Source organism: Actinomycetes bacterium (assembly GCA_035506535.1).
Taxonomy (GTDB): Bacteria; Actinomycetota; Actinomycetes; order DATJPE01; family DATJPE01; genus DATJPE01.
Window position 1 is genome coordinate 1 of sequence record DATJPE010000076.1, and the last position, 24,928, is coordinate 24,928.

Here is a 24,928-nt window from a genome sequence, read left to right on the forward strand (position 1 = left end):
GCGGCGTCGCTGCGTCAGGCTTTCGCCCATTGCGCAATATTCCCCACTGCTGCCTCCCGTAGGAGTCTGGGCCGTGTCTCAGTCCCAGTGTGGCCGGTCGCCCTCTCAGGCCGGCTACCCGTCGTCGCCTTGGTAGGCCGTCACCCCACCAACAAGCTGATAGGCCGCGGGCCCATCCCTAGCCGAAAAACTTTCCACATCGGGTGATGCCACCCGATGTCGTATCCGGTATTAGCCCCGGTTTCCCGGGGTTATCCCAGAGCTAGGGGCAGGTTGCCCACGTGTTACTCACCCGTTCGCCACTGATCCGCCCCCGAAGGGGCCTCACCGTTCGACTTGCATGTGTTAAGCACGCCGCCAGCGTTCGTCCTGAGCCAGGATCAAACTCTCCGTATAGGTCTATAGGCGTCGGGCTGGGCCCGTCGCCACCATAGAGAGAAGAAACTGGCTTGAGCAGACGAGCTAGTTCGTTTCGTCTGTCAAACCAAAGGAATCCGCCACGGGAACGACCTCGGGTCGAACGACCCGTCGCCGGCCCCGCGGACGGGGTTGATTGGCATTGACTTTCGGCACGCTGTTGAGTTCTCAAGGAGCGGACGCGCACCGACGACAGGCCTCTCGGCCGGTGTCGGGGCAACCGTTCTAACTTAGCCGGGCCACTCGGGGGCGTCAAATTGCCCCGCGGGCAGGTCCTTCGACCACGTCCGGTGCACCCTGGTGGGGTACCGACAGAAGTGTACGCCCCTGCGGAGGAGGGCAGACACTGCGTTTCCTGCCGAGCATCTCCCGGGGCGCCCGCCTGGTTTCCCCCGCCGCCGCAACGGCTCAGCCCTCGCGGATGGCCCCACCGACCGAGCGCTTCCCGCGGCGCAGGACCAGGTAGCGGCCGAACAGCCACGCCTCGTCGGGGACGATGGCCTCGGCGTCGGTGACGCGCAGGTTGTTGACGTAGGCGCCGCCCTCCTCCACGGCGCGTCGGGCCGCGGACCGTGACCCGACCAGCCCGGCATCGGTGAGCAGGTCGACGACGCTGGGTGAGCCGGCGGCGGGCACCACGACGTGCGGGGCCTCACGCAGCGCCGCGTCCAGCGTTGCCGGCTCGAGGCCCTCGAGGTCCCCGTGTCCGAACAGGGCTCGAGACGCGGCTGCGGCCTGCGCCGCGGCGGAGGCCCCGTGCACCAACGTGGTGACCTCCTCGGCCAGGGCACGCTGGGCCTCCCTCGCCGCCGGGCGCTCCTTCGCGGCCTGCTCGAGCTCCTCGATCTGCTCGCGGTCGCGGAAGCTGAAGACCCGGAGCAGCGACCCGACGTTCGCGTCCTCCACCGTGACGAAGAACTGGTAGAACGCGTACGGCGTGGTCATGGCCGGGTCGAGCCAGATCGTCCCGCCCTCGGTCTTGCCGTACTTGGTGCCGTCGGCCTTGGTCATCAGCGGGGTCGCGAGGGCGTGGACCCGGGCGCCCGCCACGCGACGGATGAGCTCGCAGCCGGCCGTGATGTTGCCCCACTGGTCGCTGCCGCCGAGCTGGAGTGAGCATCCGTAGCGCCGGTGGAGCTGGAGGTAGTCGTTGCTCTGCAGCAGGACGTAGCTGAACTCGGTGTAGCTGATCCCGCTCGTGGCGAGGCGCACGGCGACGGCCTCCCGGTCGAGCATGCGGTTGACGCTGAAGTGCTTGCCGACGTCGCGCAGGAACTCGATGGTCCCCAAGGAGGCCGTCCAGTCCAGGTTGTCCACCATCTCGGCCGCGTTCTCCCCCGTGAACTCGAGGAAGGGCTCGATCTGGGCGCGCAGCCGCCCGACCCAGCCGGCGACGACGTCGGGGTCGTTCATGCTGCGTTCCCCGGTGTCCTTGGGGTCCCCGATCAGGCCTGTGGCGCCCCCCACCAGCGCGAGCGGCCGGTGCCCGGCGAGCTGGAGCCGGCGTGCCGTGAGCACCTGGACCAGATGCCCGAAGTGCAGGCTCGGCGCCGTGGGGTCGAAGCCGACGTAGAAGGTCACCGGGCCTGCGTCGAGCGCGGTGCGCAGGGCCTGCTCGTCGGTGGACATCGCGAGCAGGCCGCGCCATCTGAGGTCGTCGAGGACGTGGGTCACGGCGCCGATCCTCCCCTACGGCGCCCGCCCGGCCGGTACGCGCTGACCGTCGGGTCCCCCGTGACCCACAGGCGCCACTCCCGGTCGGCCGCGGCGCCCACGCCCACCCGCGGCCCGTGGGCGACCGCGAGGTCGGGTACGGGGTGCCCCGGGGTGAGCGTGATCGAGGCGCCGTCGCGGCACAGGTCGGCGCCGTCGTGCTCCCGCCCGATCCCCAGCGCCGCCGTCAGCCGGGCGGGACCGCGGGCGAGCTCGGCGTCACCGCGGGCGGTGGTCCGGCGCGAGCGTGCGACGGCGAGCCCCTCGACCACCTCCCCCGCGCGCAGCAGGACCGCCGACGCCGCACCGTCCGGGCCACAGACCACGTTCGCGCACCAGTGCATGCCGTAGCTGAAGTACACGTAGAGGTGCCCCGCGGGCCCGAACATGACCGCGTTGCGGGGGGTGATCCCCCGGTAGGCGTGCGAGGCCGGGTCGTCCGGTCCGGCGTAGGCCTCCACCTCGGTGAGCCGTACGACGACGCCGTCGTGCTCCAGGTGGCGCCCGAGCAGGTCTCGGGCCACCGTCATCACCTCGCGAGCGAAGAACGTCCTCGGGAGGACGGGTGCGGCGGTCATGGACCGGGGGGTGCTCCGAGCCAGGCGGCCTCCTCCTCCAGCAGGGCCCCCAGGGCGGCCAGCTGCTCGCGCACCCGGTCAGGGGCGGTGCCGCCGTACGCCGAGCGCGCGGCCAGCGCGCCCGACACGGTCAGCACCTCGCGGACGTCCGGGGTGAGCAGGGGGGACACCTGGGCGAGCGCCCCGGCATCCAGGTCGGCGACGTCCACGCCGCGCGCCTCCGCGGCCCGCACGCACGAGCCGGCGATCTCGTGCGCCTCGCGGAAGGCGACGCCCTGGCGGACCAGCCACTCGGCGATGTCGGTGGCGAGCGCGTGCCCGGCCGGGGCGGCCGCCGCCATCACCTCGGTGTCGAAGCGCAGCGTCGCGACCATCCCGGTCATCGCGGGCAGCACGAGCAGGAGGGTCTCCACGCTGTCGAAGACGCCCTCCTTGTCCTCCTGCAGGTCCCGGTTGTAGCCGAACGGAAGGCCCTTGAGGGCGACGAGCAGGCCGGTGAGGTTGCCCACCAGGCGGCCGGCCTTCCCCCGCGCGAGCTCGGCCACGTCGGGGTTCTTCTTCTGCGGCATGATCGAGGAACCCGTCGACCAGGCGTCGTCGAGCCGCGCCCAGCCGAACTCCCGCGAGGTCCACAGGCACACCTCCTCGCCGAGGCGGGAGAGGTGCACCCCGAGCAGGGCCGCGACGAAGCAGAACTCGGCGGCGAAGTCCCGGTCGCTCACCGCGTCGATCGAGTTGGCGGCGGCGCCGTCGAAGCCGAGCTCGCGCGCGGTCGCCTCGGGGTCCAGCGGTAGCGACGACCCCGCGAGCGCCCCGGCGCCCAGCGGCGAGGACGCCGCCCGGCGATCCCAGTCCCGCAGTCGGTCGACGTCGCGGGCCAGGGCGTGGACGTGCTTGGCGAGCTCGTGGCCGAAGCTCACCGGTTGGGCGTGCTGCAGGTGGGTGAACCCCGGGGCGGCCGTGTCGACGTGCGCCACTGCCTGTTCCAGCAGGGCCCGCTGCAGGGCGAGGACCTGGCGTCCCACGAGCCGGGCGTGGTCGCGCAGGTAGAGGCGCAGGTCGGTGGCCACCTGGTCGTTGCGGCTGCGACCGGCCCGCAGCCGACCGCCGAGCGGGCCGAGGATCTCGAGCAGCCCGCGCTCCAGCGCGGTGTGGACGTCCTCGTCGGCGTCAGTGGGGCGGAACGACCCGTCGGCCACGGCCTCCTCGAGGCGGTCGAGCCCGTCCAGCATGCTCGCCAGCTCGGCGCGGTCGAGGAGCCCGGCCCGGTGCAGCACCCGGGCGTGGGCGCGCGACGCCGCGAGGTCGTACGGCGCCAGTCGCCAGTCGAAGTGCACCGACACCGACAGCGCCGCCAGGGCGTCCGCCGGCCCGGACGCGAACCGGCCCCCCCAGAGGCGGACCTCAGGCAACGCCGCCGCCGAGGTCGCGACGGGCCGCGATCTTGCTCGGGAGCCCCCAGATCTGGACGAAGCCCTTGGCGAGGGACTGGTCGAAGGTGTCCCCGGTGTCGTAGGTCGCGAGGTTGAAGTCGTAGAGCGACGCCTCGCTGCGGCGTCCGGTCACCACCGCCCGACCCCCCTGCAGCGTCATGCGCACGTCGCCGGACACGTGCTCCTGGACCTCGGCGACGAAGTGGTCCAGCGCCCGCTTGAGCGGGCTGAACCACAGGCCGTCGTAGACCAGCTCGCTCCAGCGCTGCTCGACGCCCCGCTTGAAGCGCGCGAGGTCGCGCTCGACCGTCACGTTCTCCAGCTCCTGGTGGGCCGTGATGAGCGCGATCGCCCCCGGTGCCTCGTACACCTCGCGGCTCTTGATGCCGACCAGCCGGTCCTCGACGAGGTCGAGCCGACCCACACCCTGTGCTCCCGCCCGGGTGTTGAGCTGCTGGATCGCGGCGAGCGGCGTGACCGCGGCGCCGTCGAGGGCGACGGGGACCCCACGCTCGAAGGTGATGACCACCTCGTCGGCCGGACGCACCTGCGCCGGGTCCTGCGTGTAGGCGTAGACGTCCTCGATCGGGCCGTTCCAGATGTCCTCCAGGAAGCCGGTCTCGACCGCCCGGCCCCAGAGGTTCTGGTCGATGGAGTACGGCGACTTCTTCGTGGTCTCGATGGGCAGGTCGTGCTCCTCGGCCCACTCGATCGCCTTGTCCCGCGTCATCGCGTAGTCGCGGACCGGCGCGACACAGGTCAGGTCGGGGGCGAGCGCGCCGATGCCGACCTCGAAGCGCACCTGGTCGTTGCCCTTGCCCGTGCAGCCGTGCGACACGACGGACGCCCCGTGGGTGCGCGCTGCGGCCACGAGGTGCTTGACGATGAGGGGACGGGACAGCGCCGAGACGAGCGGATAGCGGTCCATGTAGAGCGCGTTCGCCGCGAGCGCCGGCAGGCAGTACTGCTCGGCGAACTCGGTACGCGCGTCCGCCACCTCCGCCTCCACCGCGCCGCACGCCAGGGCGCGCTCGCGGATCACCTCGAGGTCCTCCCCGCCTTGGCCGACGTCGACGGCCACGGCGATCACCTCGGCCCCGGTCGCCTCGGCGATCCAGCCGATGGCGACGGAGGTGTCCAGCCCTCCGGAGTATGCGAGGACGACGCGCTCGGTCACTGGGTGCCTCTCCTGGTCGGTTGATGGGTGCGGTCCTTGGTCGCCGCCGGAGCGGGCTGCCCCGAGAGCAGGGCGAGGATGTCGGCGGCGACCCGCGCGCCCCCGGTGGTCTCGTCGGTGACGAGCAGGATCGTGTCGTCTCCGGCGACGGTGCCGATGACGCCGGGGAGCAGCGAGTGGTCGATCGCCGACGCGAGGAGCATCGCCCCGCCCGGCGGGGTGCGCAGGACCACGAGGTTGGCGCTGGCGTCGACGCTCACGAGCAGCTCCTCGAAGCGACGTCGCAGCCGCTCGGCTTCGACCGTGGGCCCGCCGGCGAGGCCGGGCTCCTCCGGCACGACGTACACGAGCCCGCCGTCGCCGTCGCGCACCTTGACCGCGCCCAGCTCGTCGAGGTCGCGCGACAGCGTCGCCTGGGTGACCGAGAAGCCGTCGACGGCGAGCGCCTCGGCGAGGTCGGCCTGTGAGCGAACCCGGTGTCGGCCGAGCACCTCGATGATGCGCTGATGGCGCGCGGCCTTGGTCCCTACGACGGTCACGACGGCACCGCGGCGTCGAGGATGCCCGGCAGCGCGTCGACGAAGCTGTCGGCCTCCGCCTCGGTGATGATGAGGGGAGGCGCGAGTCGTACGACGTCGGGCTGGACCGCGTTGACGAGGAACCCGGCGCGGCGCGCCGCCACCTCGACCTCCGCCGCGCGAGCCTGGGTCAGCACGAGGCCGCGCCACAGCCCGCTGCCCCGCTGCCCGGCGAGGATCGGGTGGTCGAGGCCCTCGAACGCGCTCGCCCAGCGCTCCCCGACCGACTTCACGTGGGTGAGCAGGTCCTCGGCCTCGATCGTGTCGAGGACGGCCAGCGCCGCCGCGCAGGAGACGGGGTTGCCGCCGAAGGTCGACCCGTGGTCCCCGGGGCGGAACAGCCGCCCCGCCGCGCCGAGCCCGATGCAGGCACCGAGCGGCATCCCGCCGGCGAGCCCCTTCGCCAGGGTGATGACGTCCGGCCGGACGCCTTGGGCCAGGCAGCTGAACCACTCGCCGGTACGTCCGATACCGCTCTGTACCTCGTCGACGACCAGCAGGGCGCCCACCCGGTCGCAGGCGCGTCGGGCCGCCGCCAGGTAGCCCTCCGGCGCCGGCAGCACGCCACCCTCGCCGAGCGTGGTCTCCAGGAACACCGCGGCCACCGTCTCGTCGACTGCGGCGTCCAGCGCCGACACCTCGCCGTAGGGGACGAAGGTGACCGGTCCCGGCAGCGGCTCGAACGGCTCCCGCTTGGCGGCCGTGCCGGTGATCGACAGCGAGCCGAGGGTGCGCCCGTGGAAGGCGCCCTCCGCGGCGACGACGCGCGTCCGCTCGGGGCCTCGCGTCCGGCCGTGCCGGCGCGCGAGCTTGAGGGCCGCCTCGTTGGCCTCCGTCCCGTCCTGGCAGAAGAAGACCCGTGCGTCGACCCCGACCAGCCCGACGAGCCGCTCCGCCAGCCGGATGCCCGGTTCGTGCGCGAGGAGGTTGCTCGTGTGGGCCAGGGTCGCCACCTGGCCGGACACGGCGGCGACGACGGCCGGATGGGCATGCCCGAGGCTCGAGACGGCGATGCCGGCGTAGAGGTCGAGGTACTCCCGACCGTCGACGTCCCACACGCGGGCGCCCTGGCCACGCGCGAGCGCGACGGGCGGGACGCCGTAGTTGGGCATCATCACCGCCGCCCAGCGCTGCGCCAGCTCCTCGGTACGCGCGCTGCTCATGGCAGCACCATCTCCCTGGGTGCTGCTCATGGCAGCACCATCGTTCCGACGCCCTCGGTGGTGAACACCTCGAGGAGCAGCGCGTGCGGCATCCGCCCGTCGAGGACGTGCGCCCGCGGCACGCCACCGCGGACCGCGCGCAGGCAGGCCTCCATCTTGGGGACCATGCCGGCCGACAGCGTCGGCAGCATCGCCTCGAGCTCGTCGGCGGACAGCTGCGGGATCAGCTCGTCGCTCGCCGGCCACTCGGCGAACAGCCCTTCGACATCGGTCAGCACCACGAGCTTCTCCGCCCCGAGCGCCACCGCCAGGGCAGCCGCGGCGGTGTCGGCGTTGACGTTGTAGACCTCGCCGTCGGCGCCCCTGGCGACGCTGCTCACCACCGGGATGAGACCGTCGTCGAGCAGGCCGAGCACGAAGTCCGGCTGGACCGAGACGACGTCGCCGACCAGGCCCACGTCGACCGGCAGACCGTCGACCACGGCGTCGCGCCGTTCGGCGGTGAACAGGTGCGCGTCCTCACCGGACAGCCCGACCGCATAGGGGCCGTGCAGGTTGACCTGGGTCACGATCTCGCGCTGCACCTGGCCGGTGAGGACCATGCGGACCACGTCCATCGCCTCGGGCGTGGTCACCCGCAGGCCGCCCTGGAACTCGCTCGGGACGTCGAGGCGCGCCAGCATCGAGGTGATCTGCGGCCCGCCGCCGTGGACGACGACCACGCGGATGCCGGCCAGGCGCAGGAACACGACGTCCTCGGCGAAGGCCCGCCGCAGGACGTCCTCGGTCATCGCGTGGCCGCCGTACTTCACGACGACCGTGCGGCCGTGGAAGCGCTCGAGCCAGGGCAGGGCCTCGGTGAGGACGAACGTCTTGGCCAGCGCACGGGCATGCCGCGTGGTGGCGGAGGTCGCGCTCATGTCGAGTACGCCGAGTTCTCGTGGACGTACGCGGCGGTGAGGTCGCTCGTCCAGACAGTCGCAGCGGACGAGCCGGCACCGAGGGAGATCCCCACGACGACGTCTCGCCCGGAGAGGTCGACCAGGGCACGGTCGTCCCCGGCCGCTCCCCCGCGCGCGACCGTGACGCCGTTGATCGTGACGTCGACGCGGGCCGGGTCGAAGACCGCGTCGGTGGTGCCCACCGCGGAGAGCACCCGACCCCAGTTGGGGTCCTGGCCATGGATCGCGCACTTGAACAGGTTGCTGCGGGCGACCGTGCGGGCCACCAGGAGCGCCTCGGCCTCGTCGACGGCGCCGGTCACGTCGACGCGGATGTCCTTGGTGGCGCCCTCGGCGTCGGCGAGCAGCTGGCGCGCGAGATCGGCGCAGACGGCGCTCACGGCGCCGGCCAGCTGGCCTGGCCCCGGCGGCACGCCCGAGGCACCGGACGCGAGCAGGAGCACGGTGTCGTTGGTCGACATGCACCCGTCGGAGTCCAGCCGGTCGAAGGTGACGCCGGTGGCCGACCGCAGCGCGGCGTCGACGGCGGCGGCGTCCGCGACCGCGTCGGTCGTGAGGACGACGAGCATCGTGGCCAGCTCCGGCGCCAGCATCCCGGCACCCTTCGCGAACCCGGCGACCCGCCACGTCCCGGTGTCGTGGACCGCCTGCTTGGGCACGGTGTCGGTGGTGAGGACGGCGCGAGCCGCGTCGTCGCCCCCATCCGGGCGCAGCTGCCCCGCCGCGGCCGTCACCCCGTCGAGCAGGCGCGGCAGCGGCAGGCGTACCCCGATGAGCCCGGTCGAGCAGACGGCGACCTCACCCGCCCCGCAGCCCAGCAGCCGTGCCACGTGCTCCGCGGTGGCGTGGGTGTCCTGGAAGCCCTCCGGGCCGGTGCACGCGTTCGCGCCGCCGGCGTTGAGGACGACCGCACGCAGCTGCCCGTCGGTGAGGACCTGGCGCGACCACAGCACGGGGGCGGCCGCGAACCGGTTGCGGGTGAACACGCCGGCCGCGGCCTCGCCGGGACCGTCGTTGACGACCAGGGCGACGTCGGGTCCGGAACCGCTGCGGATCCCCGCGGCGACACCGGCGGCGCGGAACCCGGGGGCGATCGTCACGGCGCCACCCCCGCCCGGGACAGGCCTGCCGTCTCCGGCAGGCCCAGCATGAGGTTGGCACACTGCACCGCCTGGCCCGCCGCGCCCTTGCCGAGGTTGTCGATGGCGCTGCTCACGAGGATGCGGCCGCTGTCCAGGTCGATGCTCGCCTGCAGCAGCGCGAGGTTGGACCCGTACGTGCTCGACGTCCGTGGCAGCTGCCCCTCGGGCAGCACGTGGACGAACGGCTCGCCGGCGTAGGCCTCGAGCAGGCAGTCGCGTACGTCGGCGGCGGCGAGCCGGCCCAGCGGGCGGACCGCCACCGTCGCCAGGATCCCCCGCGGCATCGGCGCGAGCAGCGGGGTGAACGACAGCGAGTGCGCACCCGACGCCTGCTTGATCTCGGGCACGTGCTGGTGGGCTCCGACCTTGTACGTCGAGACCTCGCCCATCACCTCGCTCGCGAGCAGGTGCGGCTGCGGCGAGCGGCCCGCCCCGGTCGTGCCGCTCGCGGCGACGACCACGACGTCGTCCGGGTCGCCGAGCCCGCCCGCGAGCACCGGGGCCAGGGCGAGGATGGTCGCCACCGCGTAGCAACCGGTGTTCGCGACCCGGCTCGACGCGGCGACCCGCTCCCGCTGCCCAGGCAGCTCCGGCAGGCCGTACGTCCACTGGCCGGCGTGCGGCCCCTTGTAGTAGCGAGCCCACGCCTGCGGGTCGGCGAGGCGGAAGTCGGCGCCGAGGTCGACGACCCTCGTGCCGTCGGGCAGCGCCCCGGCCAGCGCGGCGGACTCCCCGTGCGGGAGCGCGAGGAACACCAGGTCCGCCTCCCCCAGGCGCGCCGGGTCGGTGGGCTCGAAGGTCCGGTCGGTGAGCGCGGCCAGGTGCGGGTGGACGGAGGTCACCGCGGCCCCGGCGTTGCTGGCGGCGCTGACCGGGCCGAGCTCGAGCTGCGGGTGCTCCAGCACCAGCCGCAGCAGCTCGCCGCCGGCGTACCCCGACGCCCCGGCGACCGCGACCGTCACGCCCATGACCGTGAATATACATGCTCCTGCATACTCATGCGCCGGCCACCCCGCGGGCGTGGGATCGCGGTCGGCGTTCGAAGCGGCGTCAGCCACGGTCCGAGGGGTCCTCAGGTGTGACGGGTCCGCGCCATCTCGCGACGGATGTCGGCGTCGGTCTCCTCGCGGCCCGTGACACCCCGCGGCACGGACGCCGGCGACACCGCTACCGTCCAGGATCCGGTCCGGCCGGCCGGATTCCCAGGGCCCAAGGGCCCGCTCAGGCGCGCTGGACCGCGCCGACCGACCGAGCGGCCGATGCGACGGCGGCATCGCGCGCGGCGTTGGTCTCCTCGACCGTCAGCGTGCGGTCGGGCGCGCGGAAGCGCAGCGCGTACGCCAGCGACTTGCGCCCCGCACCGATGCGGTCGGCGTCGCGGTAGACGTCGAAGAGGCGGATCGACTCGAGCAGCTCCCCGGCCCCGGAGCGCAGCGCGTCCTCGACCGCGGCCGCCGGCACGGCCTCGTCGACGACGACCGCGACGTCCTCCTTGGCCAAGGGGTAGGTCAGCACCGGCCGGGCCTCGACCAGCCCCGGGGCCAGGTCGCCCAACGCGTCGAGGTCGAGCTCGAAGGCGGCCATCCGCGGCGGGAGGTCGAGTGCCTCGAGCACCCGGGGGTGCAGCTCCCCCGCGTACCCGATCACCCGTCCGCCGTGAGTGCCGGGGACCGTCGCGACGACCCGTGCGCAGCGGCCGGGGTGCCAGGGGGCGTACGGCTCGAGCACCGCCGGTGTCGCGACCTCGACCCGCAGGGCGCGGGCGACGGTGCGCACGCCCTCGATGGCGTCGGCCCACGTGGCGGCCCGTCCCCCGCCCCACCAGCCGGGGCGCTCGACGTCGCCGGTGAGCACGCCGGCGAGGTGCTGCGGCTGGGCGGGCAGGGCGCTCTCCAGGGCGTGGATCTCCTCCAGCAGCGGGCGCCTGGTGACCGGCGGGCGCGGCGCCTGGACGTCCGGCCAGGACGCGTCGGGCAGGAAGACCGGCGCGAGCTCCCACAGGGCCAGGTCGACCAGCCCGCGTCCGAGGTTGCGCCGGGCCGCGGCCAGCAGGCCGGGGAGCAGGGTCGTGCGCAGGTACGGCTCCTCGTCGGAGAGGGGGTTGGCCAGGCGCACCATCCGCCGCCGCGGGTCATCGGGTGCCAGGCCGAAGGCGTCGAGCACCGCCTCACCGACGAAGGGGTAGGTGCGGACCTCCACCCATCCGGAGTGGGCCAGCGCCCGCGCGAGCGACGACGCACGACGGCGGGCCGCGTCGGCGAGCCCGGAGCGTGGGGCCACGAGCGGGAGCCGGGAGGGGACCCGCTCGTAGCCCTCGAGTCGGATGACCTCCTCCGCGAGGTCGTTGGGGTCGCGCAGGTCCGGGCGCCACGAGGGCGGAGTCACCCTGATCCTTCCCTGGTCGGGCCCCTCGACGACGCAGCCGACGTCGCGCAGACGCGCGACGACGACGTCGTCGGGGTAGGTCGTCCCGGCGACCCGGGACGGGTGCGAGACGGGGATCTCGACCGGGGCGACCGGCTCGCGCTGGTCCGCCTCGGACGGCGCCCCTGCCTCGACGGCGCCGCCGTAGCGGGCCAGCAGCTCCACGGCGCGCGCGCCCGCCACGGGGCCGAGCTCGTGGTCGACCCCCCGCTCGAAACGGCGGGAGGCCTCGGTGGACAGCTTGTGGCGACGGGCCTGGCGGGCGATCGCCACGGCATCGAAGTGGGCGGCCTCGAGGACGATCCGCCGGCTCGACGGGCCGATCTCGGTCGACGCGCCGCCCATGACGCCGGCGAGGGCGACCGGCCCGGAGTCGTCGGCGATGACCAGGTCCTCGGGGGCCAGCGGTCGCCGCTCCCCGTCGAGGGTCTCCAGCACCTCCCCGGCCCGAGCACGTCGGACGCTGATCGCGCCCCGGAGCCGGTCGGCGTCGAAGGCATGCAACGGCTGTCCGGTCTCAAGCATCACGTAGTTCGTGACGTCGACGGCCAGCGAGATGGAGCGCATGCCGGCCATGGCGACGCGCGTCCGCAGCCGCAGCGGGTTCCTGGCCGCCGGGTCGAGGCGGTCGATCCCGCGGAGCACGATCCGGTCGGCGCCGTCCTCGATCGACACGGCGGGCGCCCCTGGCGCCGTCGCGGCCGGCGGGGCCTCCGTCGGGAGGTCGTGGAACGCGACGCCGTACGCCGTCGCCGCCTCCCTCGCGATCCCCCGGATCGACAGGCAGTAGCCCCGGTCGGGCGTCACAGCGATGTCGAGGACGGCGTCCGGCAGCCCGAGCGCGGCGGCCACGTCGGCTCCGACCGGCAGGTCGGCGACGTCCGCTGGGTCCAGCACGAGGATGCCGGTGTGGTCGTCGCCCAGCCCCAGCTCCTTGGCCGAGCAGATCATCCCGTCGGAGACGTGGCCGTACGTCCGCCGGGCGCTGATGGCAAACCCGCCGGGCAGCACGCATCCCGGCAGGGCCACCACGACCAGCGCCCCGGTCTCGAAGTTGCGGGCCCCGCAGACGATCCCCCTCCCCGCGTCACCGGCGTGGTTGTGCACGCCCACGTCGACCGTGCACCAGCGGATCGTCCGGCCGTTGCGCTGCGGCTCCTCGACGAAGTCCAGCACCCGCCCGAGCACCAGCGGGCCGTCGACGACGAGCTCCTCCACCGTCTCGACCTCGAGGCCGGCGCGCACGAGCGCGTCGGCGACCTCGCGTGCGCCGGCGGAGGCGGGCAGGTCCGCGAACTCGCGCACCCACGAGAGCGGCGCGCGCATCAGACCTCCGTCCCGAACTGCACGCTGAAGCGGATGTCGCCCTCGACCATGTCGCGCATGTCGCGTACGTCGTGCCGGAACATCAGCGATCGCTCGATGCCCATGCCGAAGGCGAAGCCGCTGTAGCGGTCGGGATCGATGCCGCAGGCGATGAGGACGCGCGGGTTGACGACCCCGCACCCGCCCCACTCGATCCAGCCCTCGCTCGCGCAGGTGCGGCAGGGGTTCGCGGGGTCACCGACCGATGCACCCCGGCAGACGAAGCACTGGAGGTCCACCTCAGCGCTCGGCTCGGTGAAGGGGAAGTACGACGGACGCAGCCGGGTCACGAGACCCTCGCCGAACAGCGCCGACGCGAAGTAGTCCAGGGTGCCCTTGAGGTCGGCCATGGTGATGCCCTCGTCGACCGCGAGGCCCTCGAACTGGCCGAACACCGGCGTGTGCGTGGCGTCGAGCTCGTCGGTCCGGTAGACCCGGCCCGGGCACAGCACGTAGATCGGCGGCTGCTGCGTCAGCATCGTGCGGATCTGCACGGGCGAGGTGTGGGTGCGCAGCACGAGCCCGGAGTCCGGGGACTCGACGAAGAAGGTGTCCTGCATGGTGCGCGCCGGATGGTCCGGCGGGATGTTCAGGGCGTCGAAGTTGTACCACTCGGCCTCGAGCTCGGGACCCTCGGCGATCTCGTACCCGATGGCGGTGAAGATGTCGCAGACCCGCTCGGTCAGCGTGCTCAATGGGTGCCTGGCGCCGAGGGGTCGGCGATCGGTGGGCAGGGTGACGTCGACGGCCTCCTCCACCAGTACCCGGGCGTCACGCTCCGCGGACAGCTCGGCCTCTCGTGCCTCGAGCGCCTTCCTGACCTCGGCACGCGCCATGCCGACCCGCTTGCCCGCCTCGGCCTTGGCCTGCGGCGGCAGCGCCCCGATCTCCCGGTTGGCCAGGGCCAGCGGGCTGCGGTCGCCGGCGTGCGCGAGGCGTACCGCCTTGAGCGCCTCCAGGTCCCCCGCCCCGGCGATGGCCGCGAGCGCCTCCCCGCGTGCGCGCGCGACGGCGTCGGGATGCAAGGCGGTCACCTCGACGGGGTCGTACGTGCGGTTCGGCGCGGACATCGGCGGCTCTCCTCGACGTGACATGCGGACTGACGTGACGTGCGGACTGACATGACCTGCGGGGCCTGGGCGGGTCTGGTCATCCTCTCAGCCCGGGGCGGGGAAGCGCCGCCGGCTTTCGCGGCGCTGGGCGCGGGCGCTGGCGTACAGGCAGATCGCGGCGGCACTGGCCAGGTTGAGCGACTCCGCGAGGCCGTACACGGGGACGCGCACGACGGCGTCGCACGCCGCGGCGACCTCCTCGTCCAGCCCCCACGCCTCGTTGCCGAAGACCCAGGCGGTCGGTACGTCGAGCCCGCCGGCGTCGGCCTCCTCGTCGAGGTCGCGAGCCCCCGACCCGTCCGCGGCGAGCACCCGCAAGCCGGCCGCGCGCAGCGCGGTGACGACGTCAGGAACCGCGACGTCGAGGACGACCGGCAGGTGGAACAGCGAGCCGGCGGAGGCGCGTACCGCCTTGGGGTTGTACACGTCCACCGATGCCGTGCTGATCAGCACCCCGTCGGCGCCGGCGGCGTCGGCGCAGCGGATGACCGTGCCGGCGTTGCCGGGGTCGCGGACGTGCGCCATGAGCGCGAGCAGTCGAGGCCCGCCGCCAAGGACCTCCGCCAGCGCGACGTCGACGTCGTCGCAGACCGCGAGCACCCCCTGCGGGGTGACCGTCCCGGCCAGCTCGGCCATGAGCGGGTCGTCGACGGTGTGGACGGCCACGGCCGTCGCGCGGGCCGCCTCGACGAGATCCGCGTGCCGTCGCCGGCCCTCCGCCGAGACGAACAGTGCTCGGGCGCGCACGGGCGGCGCCAGGGCCTCGCGCACCGCCTGGGGGCCCTCGGCGAGGAACTGCCCTGCCTCGGCCCGACCCTTGCCCCGCAACAGACGACGCGCCGCCCTCACCGCTCGGGCGGGGGGCGGCGCGTCGGGCACGGCCGGGTCAGGCCGCCGGCGCGTTGCGGTCGGCGGGCAGGGCGGCCCTGGCCACCTCGACGAGCGCGGCGAAGGCGGCGGTGTCGTTGACGGCCAGGTCGGCGAGCATGCGGCGGTCGACCTCGACGCCGGCCAGCCGCAGGCCCTGGACGAAGCGGTTGTACGTCAGGCCGTTGGCCCGCGCGCCGGCGTTGATCCGCTGGATCCACAGCTGCCGGAAGTCGCCCTTGCGCTTCTTGCGGTCGGCGTAGGCGTAGACGAGGGAGTGCTGGACCTGCTCCTTGGCCTTGCGGTACAGCCGCGAGCGCTGACCCCGGTAGCCACTGGCGCGCTCGAGCACCACCCGGCGCTTCTTGTGGGCGTTGACCGCTCTCTTGACGCGTGCCACGGGAGTGCTCCTTTGCCTTCGTTCATCGGCTGACGGTTGGGGGCGGGACTGGCCAGGTGCTCAGATGCCGAGCAGGCGCTTGACCTTCTTCGCGTCGCCGGGGGCGACGTCGGCGTCCGCGTGCAGGCGCCGCGTCCGCGTGGACGGCTTGACCTCGAAGAGGTGCCGGCGGTTGGCCTGCTCGCGGCGCAGCCGGCCGGTGCCGGTGACCTTGAACCGCTTCTTCGTCCCGCTGTGCGTCTTGTTCTTCGGCATGCTGCCGTTCGTCCTTTCCCTGTCCGGCCCGGGGGCCGCTGGCCTCGTCTCCGCTCAGGCCTGAGCGGCACTCTCCTCGTCGGCGGCGGGCGCCTCGACGACCGCGTCGCCGTGATGGGCGGTCCGCCGCTGGCGGGCCTCCGCCATCGCCTCCGCCTTCTTGCGGTGCGGCCCCAGCACCATGATCATGTTGCGGCCGTCCTGCTTGGGCGCCGATTCCACGAAGCCCAGGTCCTTGACGTCCTCCGCGAGGCGCTGCAGGAGCCGGAACCCGAGCTCCGGGCGGCTCTGCTCGCGGCCGCGGAACATGATCGTGATCTTGACCTTGTCTCCCCCCTTGAGGAACCGCTCGACGTGCCCCTTCTTGGTGGCGTAGTCGTGCGGGTCGATCTTCGGGCGGAGCTTCATCTCCTTGATGACCGTGTTGACCTGGTTCTTGCGAGCCTCACGGGCCTTCTGGGCGGTCTCGTACTTGTACTTGCCGTAGTCCATGAGCTTGCAGACCGGGGGCCGGGCCATCGGTGCGACCTCGACGAGATCCAGGTCGGACTCCTGGGCCAGCCGGAGGGCGTCCTCGATGCGGACGATGCCCACCTGCTCGCCCTCCGGGCCGACGAGTCGGACCTCCGGGACGCGGATGCGGTCGTTGATGCGGGGTTCTGCGCTGATGGGTTCTCCTCGTTGACGAAGGATCGTCTCCTGGCCGAGGCCCCGGGAACGGGGAAGGCCCCCGCTCCTGGCGCAGCGGGGGCCCACGTCGGTGCGGGCCCGCCGCGCACGCGGCGAGCCCTGACCGGGACCCGACGACGCGGGCGACAGGCGCTCGAGCCGGCGGGTGGGAGGTGGACCTCCACTTGCGGACACGGGCCGGGAGGCCCGCGTCGGTCGCACCCAGGGTAGCGGCAGCCCCGGACCGCGACCAAACCCTCCCCGCGGTGGCGGCTCAGGCGTCGTAGCGGACCGCGATCCGCTGGGACGGGTGGCGTTGCTCCGCGTGCACGTACGAGGCCATCGCCCGCCGGTCCGCCTCGGTGAGCGTGGTCCGCACGAAGAAGGTCCGCGGCCAGAGCCGGTTGACCCGGACGACGTCGACCTCGAGCGACATGATCGTCGCGTACGCCGCCGCGAACAGCCACGTCAGCAACCCGATGACCAGCGCGAAGGTCCCGTAGACGTCGGAGGAGCGGGAGATGACGTGGGTGACGACGAGCCCGCCCACCAGCTGGAGCACCGTCCAGCTCACCGCGGCGAGGACCGCGCCCACCCACAGCGAGCGGAACGGCACGGCCCGGGAGGCGCACAGGCGGAACGACACCGCGAACACGCCGACGTTGAGCAGGCAGGTGAGCAGCGCCCCGCCGGTTCGGGCCGAGACCCCGATGTCGATGGTGCCGACGACGTACCCGCTGATGACGCTGGTCGCGACCAGCCCGCCGCCGACGACCAGCAGCAGCCCCAGGGTGGCCAGGAACCCGCGGACGCCGTGTCCCTGGAGGTACCACGGCACGGCCCACACCGTGTCCGTCGAGCGGCGGAAGGAACGGGCCATCCCGCGGGCACCGATGAAGGTGCCGACGATGCCGACGACGAGCCCGATGCCGTGGCCCTGGATGCCGCTCCCCCCGCTGGCCACCAGCTGGCTGCCCACGACCGGGATCTGGCTGACCGCCGACTCGATGATCCGCCGCTGCAGCTCCTCGTTGCCCTTCAGCACGATGCCGAGCACGGTCACGAGCACGAGCAGCAGCGGGAAGATCGCGAAGAAGGCGTAGTAGGCGATGAGCGCGGCCAGCGAGGTCGCGCGGTCGTCCTGGGACTTGCGGAACACCGCGACCGGGAAGGCCAGGAGGTCGAGACGCTGCTGGGTGCGCTCCAGCGCGGCGAGCAGCCGCTGCGTCCGCCCCGCTCGGCCCGCCATCGCTCAGCCGGCCGTCACGTCGAGGTGCATCCGCGGGCGGGGTGCGCGGCGAAGCAAGGGGCAGGAGCCTGGACCGGCCAGGCGTGAAGATCGGGAGTGCCCATGTCCGTCCGTCACCGTGTCGCCGCCCTGACCGCGGCGGCCGCCGTCGCCGCGGGAGCCGGCCTGTTCGCGCCGGCCGCCCAGGCGGCGCCGAGCAAGCCCGCCGTCCGCACGCAGTCGGCCGCCGCGTCGACGACCCTCGGGACCCGCTCGCTGGCCACGGTCCTCACCTCCGGCGGCGTCGCGTTCGACCACAACTGGAACGACTACGACATCGTCACCGCCGCCGTGCTCGCGGTACTGAAGGCCAAGCCGAACTCGCCGGTCAAGGTACTCACCGACGGCAAGACGACCCTGACCGCCTTCATCCCCGACGACGAGGCGTTCCGCATCCTGGTCAAGCAGCTGACCGGCAAGACCCCGAAGACCGAGGCCGCCACCTTCGCGGCCGTCGCGAGCCTCGGGATCCCGACCGTGGAGAAGATCCTGCTCTACCACGTCGTGCCGGGCGTCCGGATCCGTGCTGTCGACGCGCTGCACGCCAACGGCGCCAACCTGAAGACGGCCGAGGGCGCGACCATCCACGTCGCCGTCTACCCCGGACCGGTCATCTCGCTGTGGGACAAGGACCACAAGCTGCGCAACCCGCGCGTGATCCTCTCGCAGACGAACATCAACAAGGGCAACCGTCAGCTCGCCCACGGCATCGACCGGGTGCTGCTGCCGATCGCCGTCGCGAAGTAGCGCGTCGGCCCGACTGCTCGCGGTCAGTCCTCGCCGCCCCTGGTGTAGGGGAACACCAGGGCGGCGAGGGCGCCGCCGACCAGCGGGGCCACGATGAACACCCAGACGTGCTTCAGGGGCTCGCCGCCGGTCCAGATGGCGGGGCCGAGGGAACGGGCCGGGTTGACGCCGGTCCCGGTCAGCGGGATGCCGACGATGTGCACCAGCGTGAGGGTGGCGCCGATCGCGATGCCGGCCAGGGCCGCGTTGCCCACCTTGTCGGTGACGAGCAGGATCACCAGGACGAAGATCGCCGTCAGCATCGCCTCGACGAACAGGGCGCCGGCCAGGTTGATGTGGGCGCCGTAGTCGTTCGCGCCGAGGTCGCCGGTCTGGTCGGTGACGTGGAACCCCGAGACCATGAGCTTGAGGACGCCGGCGGCCAGGAACGCGGCGACGAACTGGACGATCCAGAAGGCGGTGGCCTCCTCGCGACTGATCCGCCCGCGCAGGAGCATGCCGAGGGTGACCGCCGGGTTGATGTTGCACCCTGACACCGGGCCGAAGGCGTAGACGCCGAAGGTCAGCACCAGCCCGAACGCGATCGCGACGGCCAGCGTCCCGTTGGTCTGGATGCCCGTCACGGCGCTCCCCACGCCACCGATCACCAGGATGAAGGTGCCGACGAACTCCGCGACCAGGCGGCGAGTGCGCAGCGGGAGCGGGGCAGGCTGGTCGACTGCTGACACGGCGGACCTCCTCGTCGGCCGGCACCTCCGGCGTCAGGTCCCACCGTGTCACGCCGACCGGCCCGCGAGACGACGCTCGGCCGCCGTCGCGCGGGCGTGTCGCCGGGCGGCTCACCCGCTCACGGCGGCGGGGCCACCTCGACGCGGACGTCGAGGCCGGCGACCAGCCGGGCCCGAAGCAGCGGCAGCGCCGCCAGCTCACCCGCCAGGGCGGCCGCCCGCTCCCGAGCCTCGGCGACGGGCGTCCCCGTGGGGAAGCGCAGCCGCAGGACGGCGTCGGCCCCGTCCGTCCCGCCGTTCGCATCGGTCGCGTCGAGCGTCCAGTCGAGGCCTGCCGGTACGTGCTCGGCGACCGCGGCGTGCACGTCGGGGTCCGTCGCCGGGGGCAGCCACGCCCTGGCCTCGGCGAGGGCGCGCAGGTGCGGCCCGAACAGCACGCCCGACGCGGCCGAGCCGGGGTCCACGAGCAGCGCCACCGCCCCCTCGGTGTAGGCCGCCTGCGCGGCGCGAACCCCTGCCACGGGGAGTGGGCGGGCGGCGGGATGCCAGCGGGAGAGGTCGGCGGGTGAGCTGAAGACCGGCAGCGCCACCGCCCCGTCCGGGCGGCGTACGGTCACCACCCGCACGTCGGAGGTCTTCTCGCGGGCGAGCCCGTCGGGGCCGACCTCGGCCTCGCCGAGGACCGCGACGAGCGCCACGAACACCCGGGCCCGCAGCAGCGCGGCCTGCAGCGCGCCTGGCTCACCCGCCGCCAGCGCGGCCGTGAGCGCGGGATCCGCGATGCCGTCGTCGCCCGCGAACGGCGGGTCGGGGACCCGCGCCCCGGCGAAGCCGTCGTGGTCCGTCGGCGGATCGAAGGGGTGCGTCACGGCCGCTCCGGCGACGGGGAGTTCGCGGCGACCGTGGCGGCGACCTCGAGCGCCATCTCCCGGCCGCGCGGGCCGTCGGCGGCCTGCACCGCCATCACCGGCACCGTCGTCCCGTCGGAGACGTCCAGCTGCAGCCACGGGTCGCCCGGCGCCAGCCGTACCCCGACGATCTCCGCCCAGTCCAGGCGGCGCCGGCGGGCCCAGTTGACCACCGTCAGGCCGTCGGCGGTGCCCACCGCGCGGACATCCGCGAGCCGGTGCACGCCGTAGGTCCCGACGGCGGCGCAGGTCAGGAATGCGATCCGGTCGAACGGACGCGCGCCGGACACGGCGATCGCGAGCACCAGCACGACGCAGTCCACGGCCGCCGCCATCACATAGGGGACCACCCGTCCGCGGCGCGGCCGCCAGACGTGAGGGAGGTCGACGGCCGCTACAGGCGGCACGCGTGGATGTCGGTGACGAGGATGCCCCGGGCGCCGAGCTCCCACAGGTCGTCCATCACCCGGTTGGTGTCGGCCCGCGGGACCATGACCCGAACCGCGACCCAGCCCTCGCGGTGCAGCGGCGACACCGTCGGGGACTCGATCCCCGGGGTGATGGCGCACGCCCGCTCCACCAGCTCCGCCCGCACGTCGTAGTCCATCATCACGTACGTCCGCGCGACGATGACGCCCTGCAGGCGGCGGACCAGCTGCTCCACCGGTGCCGTCGAGGGCAGCCCGGCCCGCCGGACGAGCACGGCCTCGGAGCGCAGGATCGGCTCGCCGAAGACCTCCAGCCCGGCCTGCCGGAGCGTGCTGCCGGTCTCGACCACGTCGGCGATGACATCGGCGACACCGAGGCGCACCGAGGTCTCGACCGCGCCGTCGAGCCGGATCACCTGGGCCGCGATCCCGGCCTCGGCCAGGTGCTTGCCGACCAGCCCCGGGTACGCCGACGCGACGCGCAGCCCCGCGAGGTCGCCGATGGAGCGCGCGGTCCCGGGACGTGCGGCGAAGCGGAACGTGGAGTCACCGAAGCCGAGCGGGAGGATCTCGTCCGCGGGGGCACCGCTGTCCATGAGCAGGTCGCGGCCGGTGATGCCCACGTCGAGCTGGCCGGAGCCGACGTACACCGCGATGTCCCTCGGACGCAGGTAGAAGAACTCGGCGCCGCTCTCGGGGTCCTGCAGGATGAGCTCGCGCGCGTCGGCGCGCTGCCGGTAGCCGGCCTCGCGCAGCATCGCCGCGGCCGGCTCGGCCAGGGAGCCCTTGTTCGGCACGGCGATGCGCAGCAGGGCTGGGCGCGAGCCGGCGTCGGTGGCGCTCACAGCCGGTGGTAGACGTCGTCGAGGGACAGACCGCAGGCGACCATGAGCACCTGTGTGTGGTAGAGCAGCTGGGCGATCTCCTCGGCGGCCCGGTCCTTGCCCTCGAACTCCGCGGCCATCCAGGCCTCTGCGGCCTCCTCCAGGACCTTCTTGCCGATGGCGTGCACGCCGGCCTCGAGGGCAGCGACCGTGCTCGAGCCCGGCGGCCGGTAGGCGTCGCGCTCGGCGAGCTCGCCCCACAGCTGCTCGAAGGTCTTCATGGACGCAAGCCTACGGGCGCCGCGGACCGGCGCGGGCCGCGGTCAGAGCAGCCGGCGAAGGGCCAGCGCGGTGGCGACGGCGGCCTCGGCCGCCTCCCGACCCTTGTCCTCGCGCGAGTCCCGGTAGCCGGCGCGGTCCAGGGCCTGGCGCTCGTCGTCGCAGGTGAGCAGGCCGAAGCCGACCGGGACCCCCGTATCGAGGGCGACCCGGGTCAGCCCGTCGGTGGCCGCCTGGCAGACGTACTCGAAGTGCGGAGTCCCCCCGCGGACCACCACGCCGAGCGCGACCACGGCGTCGTGGGTGCGAGCCAGCGCCGAGGCGATGACGGGCAGCTCGAAGGCGCCCGGCACGCGCACCACGGTCGGGTCCTCGACCCCGCACGCGGCCAGCGCGCGCAGGGCCCCCTGCAGGAGGCCGTCGCTGACGGTGGGATGCCAGGACGCAGCGGCGACCCCCACTCGCAGGCTCTGCGCCCCGGTGAGGTCGAGCTGCTGGGGGGACCCCGACCCGCTCACGGCTTCGCCACCTCCTGGGCCGCGCCGAGGTCCTGCGGCAGGTCGTGACCCATCCGGTCCCGCTTGGTCTCCAGGTATCGGCGGTTGTGCTCGGTGGAGCGGACCGGGAGCGGCAGCCGCTCGACGATGCGCAGGCCGTGCCCCTCGAGGCCGGCCCGCTTGTCCGGGTTGTTGGTGAGCAGGCGCATCTCGCGCACCCCGAGGTCGTAGAGGATCAGCGCGCCGATCCCGTAGTCGCGGGCGTCCACGGGGAGCCCGAGCTCCAGGTTGGCGTCGAGGGTGTCGGCGCCGTGGTCCTGCAGCTGGTAAGCCTGCAGCTTGTGCACCAAGCCGATGCCCCGTCCCTCGTGGCCGCGCATGTACAGGACGATCCCCTGGCCCTCGCGGGCCACGCTGGCGAAGGAGGCGTCGAGCTGCTCGCCGCAGTCGCAGCGAAGCGAGCCGAACACGTCCCCAGTCAGGCACTCGGAGTGCACCCGCACCAGCACCGGTCGCTGCGGGTCGATCTCGCCGAGCACGAGCGCGATGTGCTCGTTGCCGTCGACCAGGGTGCGGTACCCGATGGCCCGGAACGTGCCGTAGCGGGTGGGCAGGACCGTCTCCGCCTCGCGGACGACGAGGTTCTCCGTCCGGCGCCGGTAGGCGATGAGGTCGGCGATCGAGATCATCGCGAGCCCGTGCTCGTCGGCGAAGGCGCGGCAAGCCGCGGCTCGCATCATCGATCCGTCGTCGTGGACCAGCTCGCAGAGCACCCCGGCGGGGAACAGCCCGGCCAGGCGGGCGAGGTCGACACCGGCCTCGGTGTGCCCGGTGCGGCGCAGGACGCCACCCGGAACCGCGCGCAGCGGGAAGACGTGGCCGGGCCGGGTCAGGTGGCGCGGGCTGGTGCGCGGGTCGACCAGGGTGGCGATGGTGTGGGCCCGGTCGGCCGCCGAGATCCCGGTGGTGATGCCCTCACGGGCGTCGACGCTGACGGCGTACGCGGTCCCCTTGCGGTCCTCGTTGACCATGGTCATCGGCGGCAGCTCCAGGCGGTCGAGGGCGGGTCCCTCCATCGACACGCAGATGACCCCGCTGGTGTGGCGGACCATGAACCCGACCAGCTCGGGGCTGACCTTGGCGGCGGCGAAGACGAGGTCCCCCTCGTTCTCGCGGTCCTCGTCGTCGACCACCACGACCGGGCGGCCCGCGGCGATGTCCTCGACGGCGCGTTCGACGGTGTCCAGTCGGACGGCTCCGGGTCGCGCGTCGGTGCTCGTCTCGGGGGCGGTCGTCATGTTCGTGCTCCCAGCAGCTTCTCGACGTACTTGGCCAGGACGTCCACCTCGAGGTTGACGGTGGTGCCGACGGCCGCCCGCCCGAGGGTCGTGCGGTCGAGGGTGGTCGGGATGAGGCTCACCGAGAACCAGGTCGGGCCGACGTCGACGATGGTGAGCGAGACCCCGTCGACGGTGACGCTGCCCTTCTCCACCAGGTAGCGGGTGATCGCCTCCGGGACGTCGATGCGCACGACCTCCCAGTGCTCGCTCGGCGTGCGCTCGGCCACCGTCCCCGTCGCGTCGACGTGGCCCTGGACGAGATGCCCGCCCAGGCGGGCGGCCAGGGTGAGCGGACGTTCGAGGTTGACCGGGCTGCCGGCCACCAGTCCGCCGAGGGAGGAGCGGTCGAGGGTCTCGCGCATGACGTCGGCGCTGAACGTGGAGTCGTCGACGGCGGTGACGGTCAGGCACACGCCGTTGACGGCCACGGAGTCGCCGTCTGCCGCATCGGAGGTCACCAGCGGTCCACGGATGCGCAGCCGACGGGCGTCGCCGACGTCCTCGACGGCGACGACCTCCCCCAGCTCCTCGACGATCCCGGTGAACATCAGGCCTCCTCGCCCCTGCCTTCGTCCTCGCGGTCGACCTCGCCGCCCACCCGCGCGCTGATCCGGACGTCCTCGCCCAGCACGCTGACGTCGTCGGGATGCAACCGCAGCGCGTCCGCGATGGTCTCGATCCCCGCGTCGGCCAGCGCCGTGGGACCGGCGCCGAGCAGGACCGGGGCGACGTACACGCTGACCCGGTCGACCAGCCCGGCCGCGACGAACGCCGCGGCCACCGTGGGCCCGCCCTCCACGAGAACCGAGCGCACGCCGCGCCCGTAGAGCTCGTCGAGCGCCGACGCCGGGGTGTGCTGGCGCATGAGGACCGTCTCGGCCTGGCCGTCGAAGAGCCGGGAGTTGGCGGGCAGGTCGCGTCGGCCGAGCAGCACGCGCAGCGGTTGGTGGTCCGGCTCCGCGCCGTCAGGCAGGTCCCGGACGGTGAGCGCGGGATCGTCGGCGAGGGCCGTACCGGTGCCGACGAGCACCGCGTCGACCTCGTGGCGCAGGCGGTGCACGTCGGCGCGGGAGCGCGCCCCGGTGATCCAGCGCGACGTGCCGTCGGCCGCGGCGACCCGGCCGTCGAGGCTGGTGGCCAGCTTGAGGTGCACGTGCGGACGGCCGAGGCGCACCGCGGTCAGCCACGCCTCGTTGACCCGCTCCGCCTCCTCGCGAAGGACGCCGGACTCGACGTCGACGCCGGCCGAGCGCAGGTGGCCCGCGCCGCCGACCCCGGTCGGGTCGTCGACCGCGTAGACGACCCGCGCCACCTCGGCGGCCAGCAGCGCCTCCGAGCAGGGCCCGGTCCGGCCGGTGTGGTCGCAGGGCTCGAGGCTGACGACGGCGGTCCCCCCCACGGCGCGCTCCCCCGCCACGCGCAGCGCCTCGATCTCGGCGTGCGGACCGCCGTAGGCCTCGTGGCGCCCCTCGCCGACGATGGCTCCGGAGCGGTCCAGGACCACCGCGCCGACCACGGGGTTGGGAGAGGTACGGCCCAGGGCACCCGCCGCGAGGGTGAGGGCGCGGCGCATCGCACGCTGCTCGGTCTCGCTGGCCACGCCGCCCCACCTCCTCCTGCCGGGCCCGGGCGGC

At 73.7% G+C, this 24,928-nt stretch carries 26 protein-coding genes and 1 rRNA gene; 1 reads left to right on the forward strand and 26 read right to left on the reverse strand.

Annotated features, from left to right (window positions below):
• The 17 genes from VMI11_12490 to VMI11_12570 all read right to left on the reverse strand — a co-directional run.
• Positions 1–396: ribosomal RNA gene (locus VMI11_12490) — 16S ribosomal RNA — on the reverse strand; the annotation flags it as partial.
• A 429-nt stretch (positions 397–825) separates the two neighbouring features.
• Positions 826–2,091: a tyrosine--tRNA ligase gene (gene tyrS / locus VMI11_12495; protein ID HTY73226.1), complete on the reverse strand. Its 1,266-nt coding sequence runs from the start codon at positions 2,089–2,091 to the stop codon at positions 826–828.
• Complete coding sequence (locus VMI11_12500; GenBank protein HTY73227.1) at positions 2,088–2,708, reverse strand: DNA-3-methyladenine glycosylase; 621 nt, start codon at positions 2,706–2,708, stop codon at positions 2,088–2,090. Before VMI11_12500 ends, tyrS begins: the two co-directional genes overlap by 4 nt.
• Positions 2,705–4,120 carry an argininosuccinate lyase gene (gene argH, locus VMI11_12505; protein ID HTY73228.1) on the reverse strand — a complete coding sequence of 472 codons (1,416 nt, stop codon included), beginning with the start codon at positions 4,118–4,120 and terminating at the stop codon, positions 2,705–2,707. Before argH ends, VMI11_12500 begins: the two co-directional genes overlap by 4 nt.
• Complete coding sequence (locus VMI11_12510; protein ID HTY73229.1) at positions 4,113–5,318, reverse strand: argininosuccinate synthase; 1,206 nt, start codon at positions 5,316–5,318, stop codon at positions 4,113–4,115. The genes argH and VMI11_12510 overlap by 8 nt, the downstream gene beginning before the upstream one ends.
• Complete coding sequence (locus VMI11_12515; protein ID HTY73230.1) at positions 5,315–5,857, reverse strand: arginine repressor; 543 nt, start codon at positions 5,855–5,857, stop codon at positions 5,315–5,317. The genes VMI11_12510 and VMI11_12515 overlap by 4 nt, the downstream gene beginning before the upstream one ends.
• A complete protein-coding gene (locus VMI11_12520) occupies positions 5,854–7,089 on the reverse strand; it encodes an acetylornithine transaminase (protein ID HTY73231.1) in 1,236 nt (411 codons plus the stop codon). The genes VMI11_12515 and VMI11_12520 overlap by 4 nt, the downstream gene beginning before the upstream one ends.
• Positions 7,086–7,979: an acetylglutamate kinase gene (gene argB / locus VMI11_12525; GenBank protein HTY73232.1), complete on the reverse strand. Its 894-nt coding sequence runs from the start codon at positions 7,977–7,979 to the stop codon at positions 7,086–7,088. The genes VMI11_12520 and argB overlap by 4 nt, the downstream gene beginning before the upstream one ends.
• Complete coding sequence (gene argJ, locus VMI11_12530) at positions 7,976–9,121, reverse strand: bifunctional glutamate N-acetyltransferase/amino-acid acetyltransferase ArgJ (protein ID HTY73233.1); 1,146 nt, start codon at positions 9,119–9,121, stop codon at positions 7,976–7,978. Before argJ ends, argB begins: the two co-directional genes overlap by 4 nt.
• Positions 9,118–10,131, reverse strand: a complete 1,014-nt coding sequence (gene argC, locus VMI11_12535) for an N-acetyl-gamma-glutamyl-phosphate reductase (protein ID HTY73234.1) — start codon at positions 10,129–10,131, stop codon at positions 9,118–9,120. Before argC ends, argJ begins: the two co-directional genes overlap by 4 nt.
• Positions 10,132–10,384: 253 nt before the next feature.
• Complete coding sequence (gene pheT / locus VMI11_12540) at positions 10,385–12,913, reverse strand: phenylalanine--tRNA ligase subunit beta (GenBank protein HTY73235.1); 2,529 nt, start codon at positions 12,911–12,913, stop codon at positions 10,385–10,387.
• A complete protein-coding gene (pheS, locus tag VMI11_12545) occupies positions 12,913–14,022 on the reverse strand; it encodes a phenylalanine--tRNA ligase subunit alpha (GenBank protein HTY73236.1) in 1,110 nt (369 codons plus the stop codon). The genes pheT and pheS overlap by 1 nt, the downstream gene beginning before the upstream one ends.
• 87 nt (positions 14,023–14,109) lie before the next feature.
• Positions 14,110–14,892, reverse strand: coding sequence for an RNA methyltransferase (locus VMI11_12550; protein HTY73237.1), 783 nt, complete (start codon positions 14,890–14,892; stop codon positions 14,110–14,112).
• A gap of 58 nt (positions 14,893–14,950) precedes the next feature.
• Positions 14,951–15,331: a 50S ribosomal protein L20 gene (gene rplT, locus VMI11_12555; GenBank protein HTY73238.1), complete on the reverse strand. Its 381-nt coding sequence runs from the start codon at positions 15,329–15,331 to the stop codon at positions 14,951–14,953.
• Positions 15,332–15,391: 60 nt separating this feature from the next.
• A complete protein-coding gene (rpmI, locus tag VMI11_12560; protein HTY73239.1) occupies positions 15,392–15,586 on the reverse strand; it encodes a 50S ribosomal protein L35 in 195 nt (64 codons plus the stop codon).
• Between the two features lie 54 nt (positions 15,587–15,640).
• A complete protein-coding gene (gene infC / locus VMI11_12565) occupies positions 15,641–16,279 on the reverse strand; it encodes a translation initiation factor IF-3 (protein HTY73240.1) in 639 nt (212 codons plus the stop codon).
• Positions 16,280–16,529: 250 nt separating this feature from the next.
• Positions 16,530–17,504, reverse strand: a complete 975-nt coding sequence (locus VMI11_12570; GenBank protein ID HTY73241.1) for a YihY/virulence factor BrkB family protein — start codon at positions 17,502–17,504, stop codon at positions 16,530–16,532.
• Positions 17,505–17,606: 102 nt separating this feature from the next.
• Here VMI11_12570 and VMI11_12575 point away from each other — a divergent pair, with 102 nt between their 5' ends.
• On the forward strand, positions 17,607–18,290 hold the full coding sequence (locus tag VMI11_12575; protein ID HTY73242.1) for a fasciclin domain-containing protein: 684 nt from the start codon (positions 17,607–17,609) through the stop codon (positions 18,288–18,290).
• Between the two features lie 23 nt (positions 18,291–18,313).
• Here VMI11_12575 and VMI11_12580 read toward each other — a convergent pair whose 3' ends face one another.
• From VMI11_12580 to ribD, 9 genes are all read right to left on the reverse strand, one after another.
• Positions 18,314–19,018: an aquaporin gene (locus VMI11_12580; GenBank protein ID HTY73243.1), complete on the reverse strand. Its 705-nt coding sequence runs from the start codon at positions 19,016–19,018 to the stop codon at positions 18,314–18,316.
• A gap of 119 nt (positions 19,019–19,137) precedes the next feature.
• Positions 19,138–19,887, reverse strand: coding sequence for an SseB family protein (locus VMI11_12585; protein HTY73244.1), 750 nt, complete (start codon positions 19,885–19,887; stop codon positions 19,138–19,140).
• Positions 19,884–20,333 (reverse strand): PH domain-containing protein, encoded by a 450-nt coding sequence (locus tag VMI11_12590; GenBank protein ID HTY73245.1) that lies wholly within the window; start codon positions 20,331–20,333, stop codon positions 19,884–19,886. Before VMI11_12590 ends, VMI11_12585 begins: the two co-directional genes overlap by 4 nt.
• Positions 20,321–21,166, reverse strand: a complete 846-nt coding sequence (gene hisG / locus VMI11_12595) for an ATP phosphoribosyltransferase (GenBank protein HTY73246.1) — start codon at positions 21,164–21,166, stop codon at positions 20,321–20,323. The genes VMI11_12590 and hisG overlap by 13 nt, the downstream gene beginning before the upstream one ends.
• A gap of 29 nt (positions 21,167–21,195) precedes the next feature.
• Entirely contained in the window at positions 21,196–21,459 is a 264-nt protein-coding gene (locus tag VMI11_12600; protein ID HTY73247.1) for a phosphoribosyl-ATP diphosphatase, read from the reverse strand.
• A gap of 42 nt (positions 21,460–21,501) precedes the next feature.
• Positions 21,502–21,975 carry a 6,7-dimethyl-8-ribityllumazine synthase gene (ribH, locus tag VMI11_12605; GenBank protein ID HTY73248.1) on the reverse strand — a complete coding sequence of 158 codons (474 nt, stop codon included), beginning with the start codon at positions 21,973–21,975 and terminating at the stop codon, positions 21,502–21,504.
• Positions 21,972–23,252 (reverse strand): bifunctional 3,4-dihydroxy-2-butanone-4-phosphate synthase/GTP cyclohydrolase II, encoded by a 1,281-nt coding sequence (locus VMI11_12610; GenBank protein HTY73249.1) that lies wholly within the window; start codon positions 23,250–23,252, stop codon positions 21,972–21,974. Before VMI11_12610 ends, ribH begins: the two co-directional genes overlap by 4 nt.
• Entirely contained in the window at positions 23,249–23,842 is a 594-nt protein-coding gene (locus tag VMI11_12615; GenBank protein ID HTY73250.1) for a riboflavin synthase, read from the reverse strand. Before VMI11_12615 ends, VMI11_12610 begins: the two co-directional genes overlap by 4 nt.
• Positions 23,842–24,894: a bifunctional diaminohydroxyphosphoribosylaminopyrimidine deaminase/5-amino-6-(5-phosphoribosylamino)uracil reductase RibD gene (gene ribD, locus VMI11_12620; GenBank protein HTY73251.1), complete on the reverse strand. Its 1,053-nt coding sequence runs from the start codon at positions 24,892–24,894 to the stop codon at positions 23,842–23,844. The genes VMI11_12615 and ribD overlap by 1 nt, the downstream gene beginning before the upstream one ends.
• Between the last annotated feature and the right edge of the window lie 34 nt (positions 24,895–24,928).

Coding starts and splice junctions, on each gene's coding strand:
- pheS (HTY73236.1), bottom strand. CDS start 14,022: ATGTCCGCGCCGAACCGCACGTACGACCCCGTCGAGGTGACCGCCTTG.
- argB (HTY73232.1), bottom strand. CDS start 7,979: ATGAGCGCGACCTCCGCCACCACGCGGCATGCCCGTGCGCTGGCCAAG.
- argC (HTY73234.1), bottom strand. CDS start 10,131: ATGGGCGTGACGGTCGCGGTCGCCGGGGCGTCGGGGTACGCCGGCGGC.
- VMI11_12610 (HTY73249.1), bottom strand. CDS start 23,252: ATGACGACCGCCCCCGAGACGAGCACCGACGCGCGACCCGGAGCCGTC.
- VMI11_12615 (HTY73250.1), bottom strand. CDS start 23,842: ATGTTCACCGGGATCGTCGAGGAGCTGGGGGAGGTCGTCGCCGTCGAG.
- VMI11_12575 (HTY73242.1), top strand. CDS start 17,607: ATGTCCGTCCGTCACCGTGTCGCCGCCCTGACCGCGGCGGCCGCCGTC.
- VMI11_12570 (HTY73241.1), bottom strand. CDS start 17,504: ATGGCGGGCCGAGCGGGGCGGACGCAGCGGCTGCTCGCCGCGCTGGAG.
- rpmI (HTY73239.1), bottom strand. CDS start 15,586: ATGCCGAAGAACAAGACGCACAGCGGGACGAAGAAGCGGTTCAAGGTC.
- VMI11_12520 (HTY73231.1), bottom strand. CDS start 7,089: ATGAGCAGCACCCAGGGAGATGGTGCTGCCATGAGCAGCGCGCGTACC.
- VMI11_12600 (HTY73247.1), bottom strand. CDS start 21,459: ATGAAGACCTTCGAGCAGCTGTGGGGCGAGCTCGCCGAGCGCGACGCC.
- pheT (HTY73235.1), bottom strand. CDS start 12,913: ATGCGCGCGCCGCTCTCGTGGGTGCGCGAGTTCGCGGACCTGCCCGCC.
- VMI11_12500 (HTY73227.1), bottom strand. CDS start 2,708: ATGACCGCCGCACCCGTCCTCCCGAGGACGTTCTTCGCTCGCGAGGTG.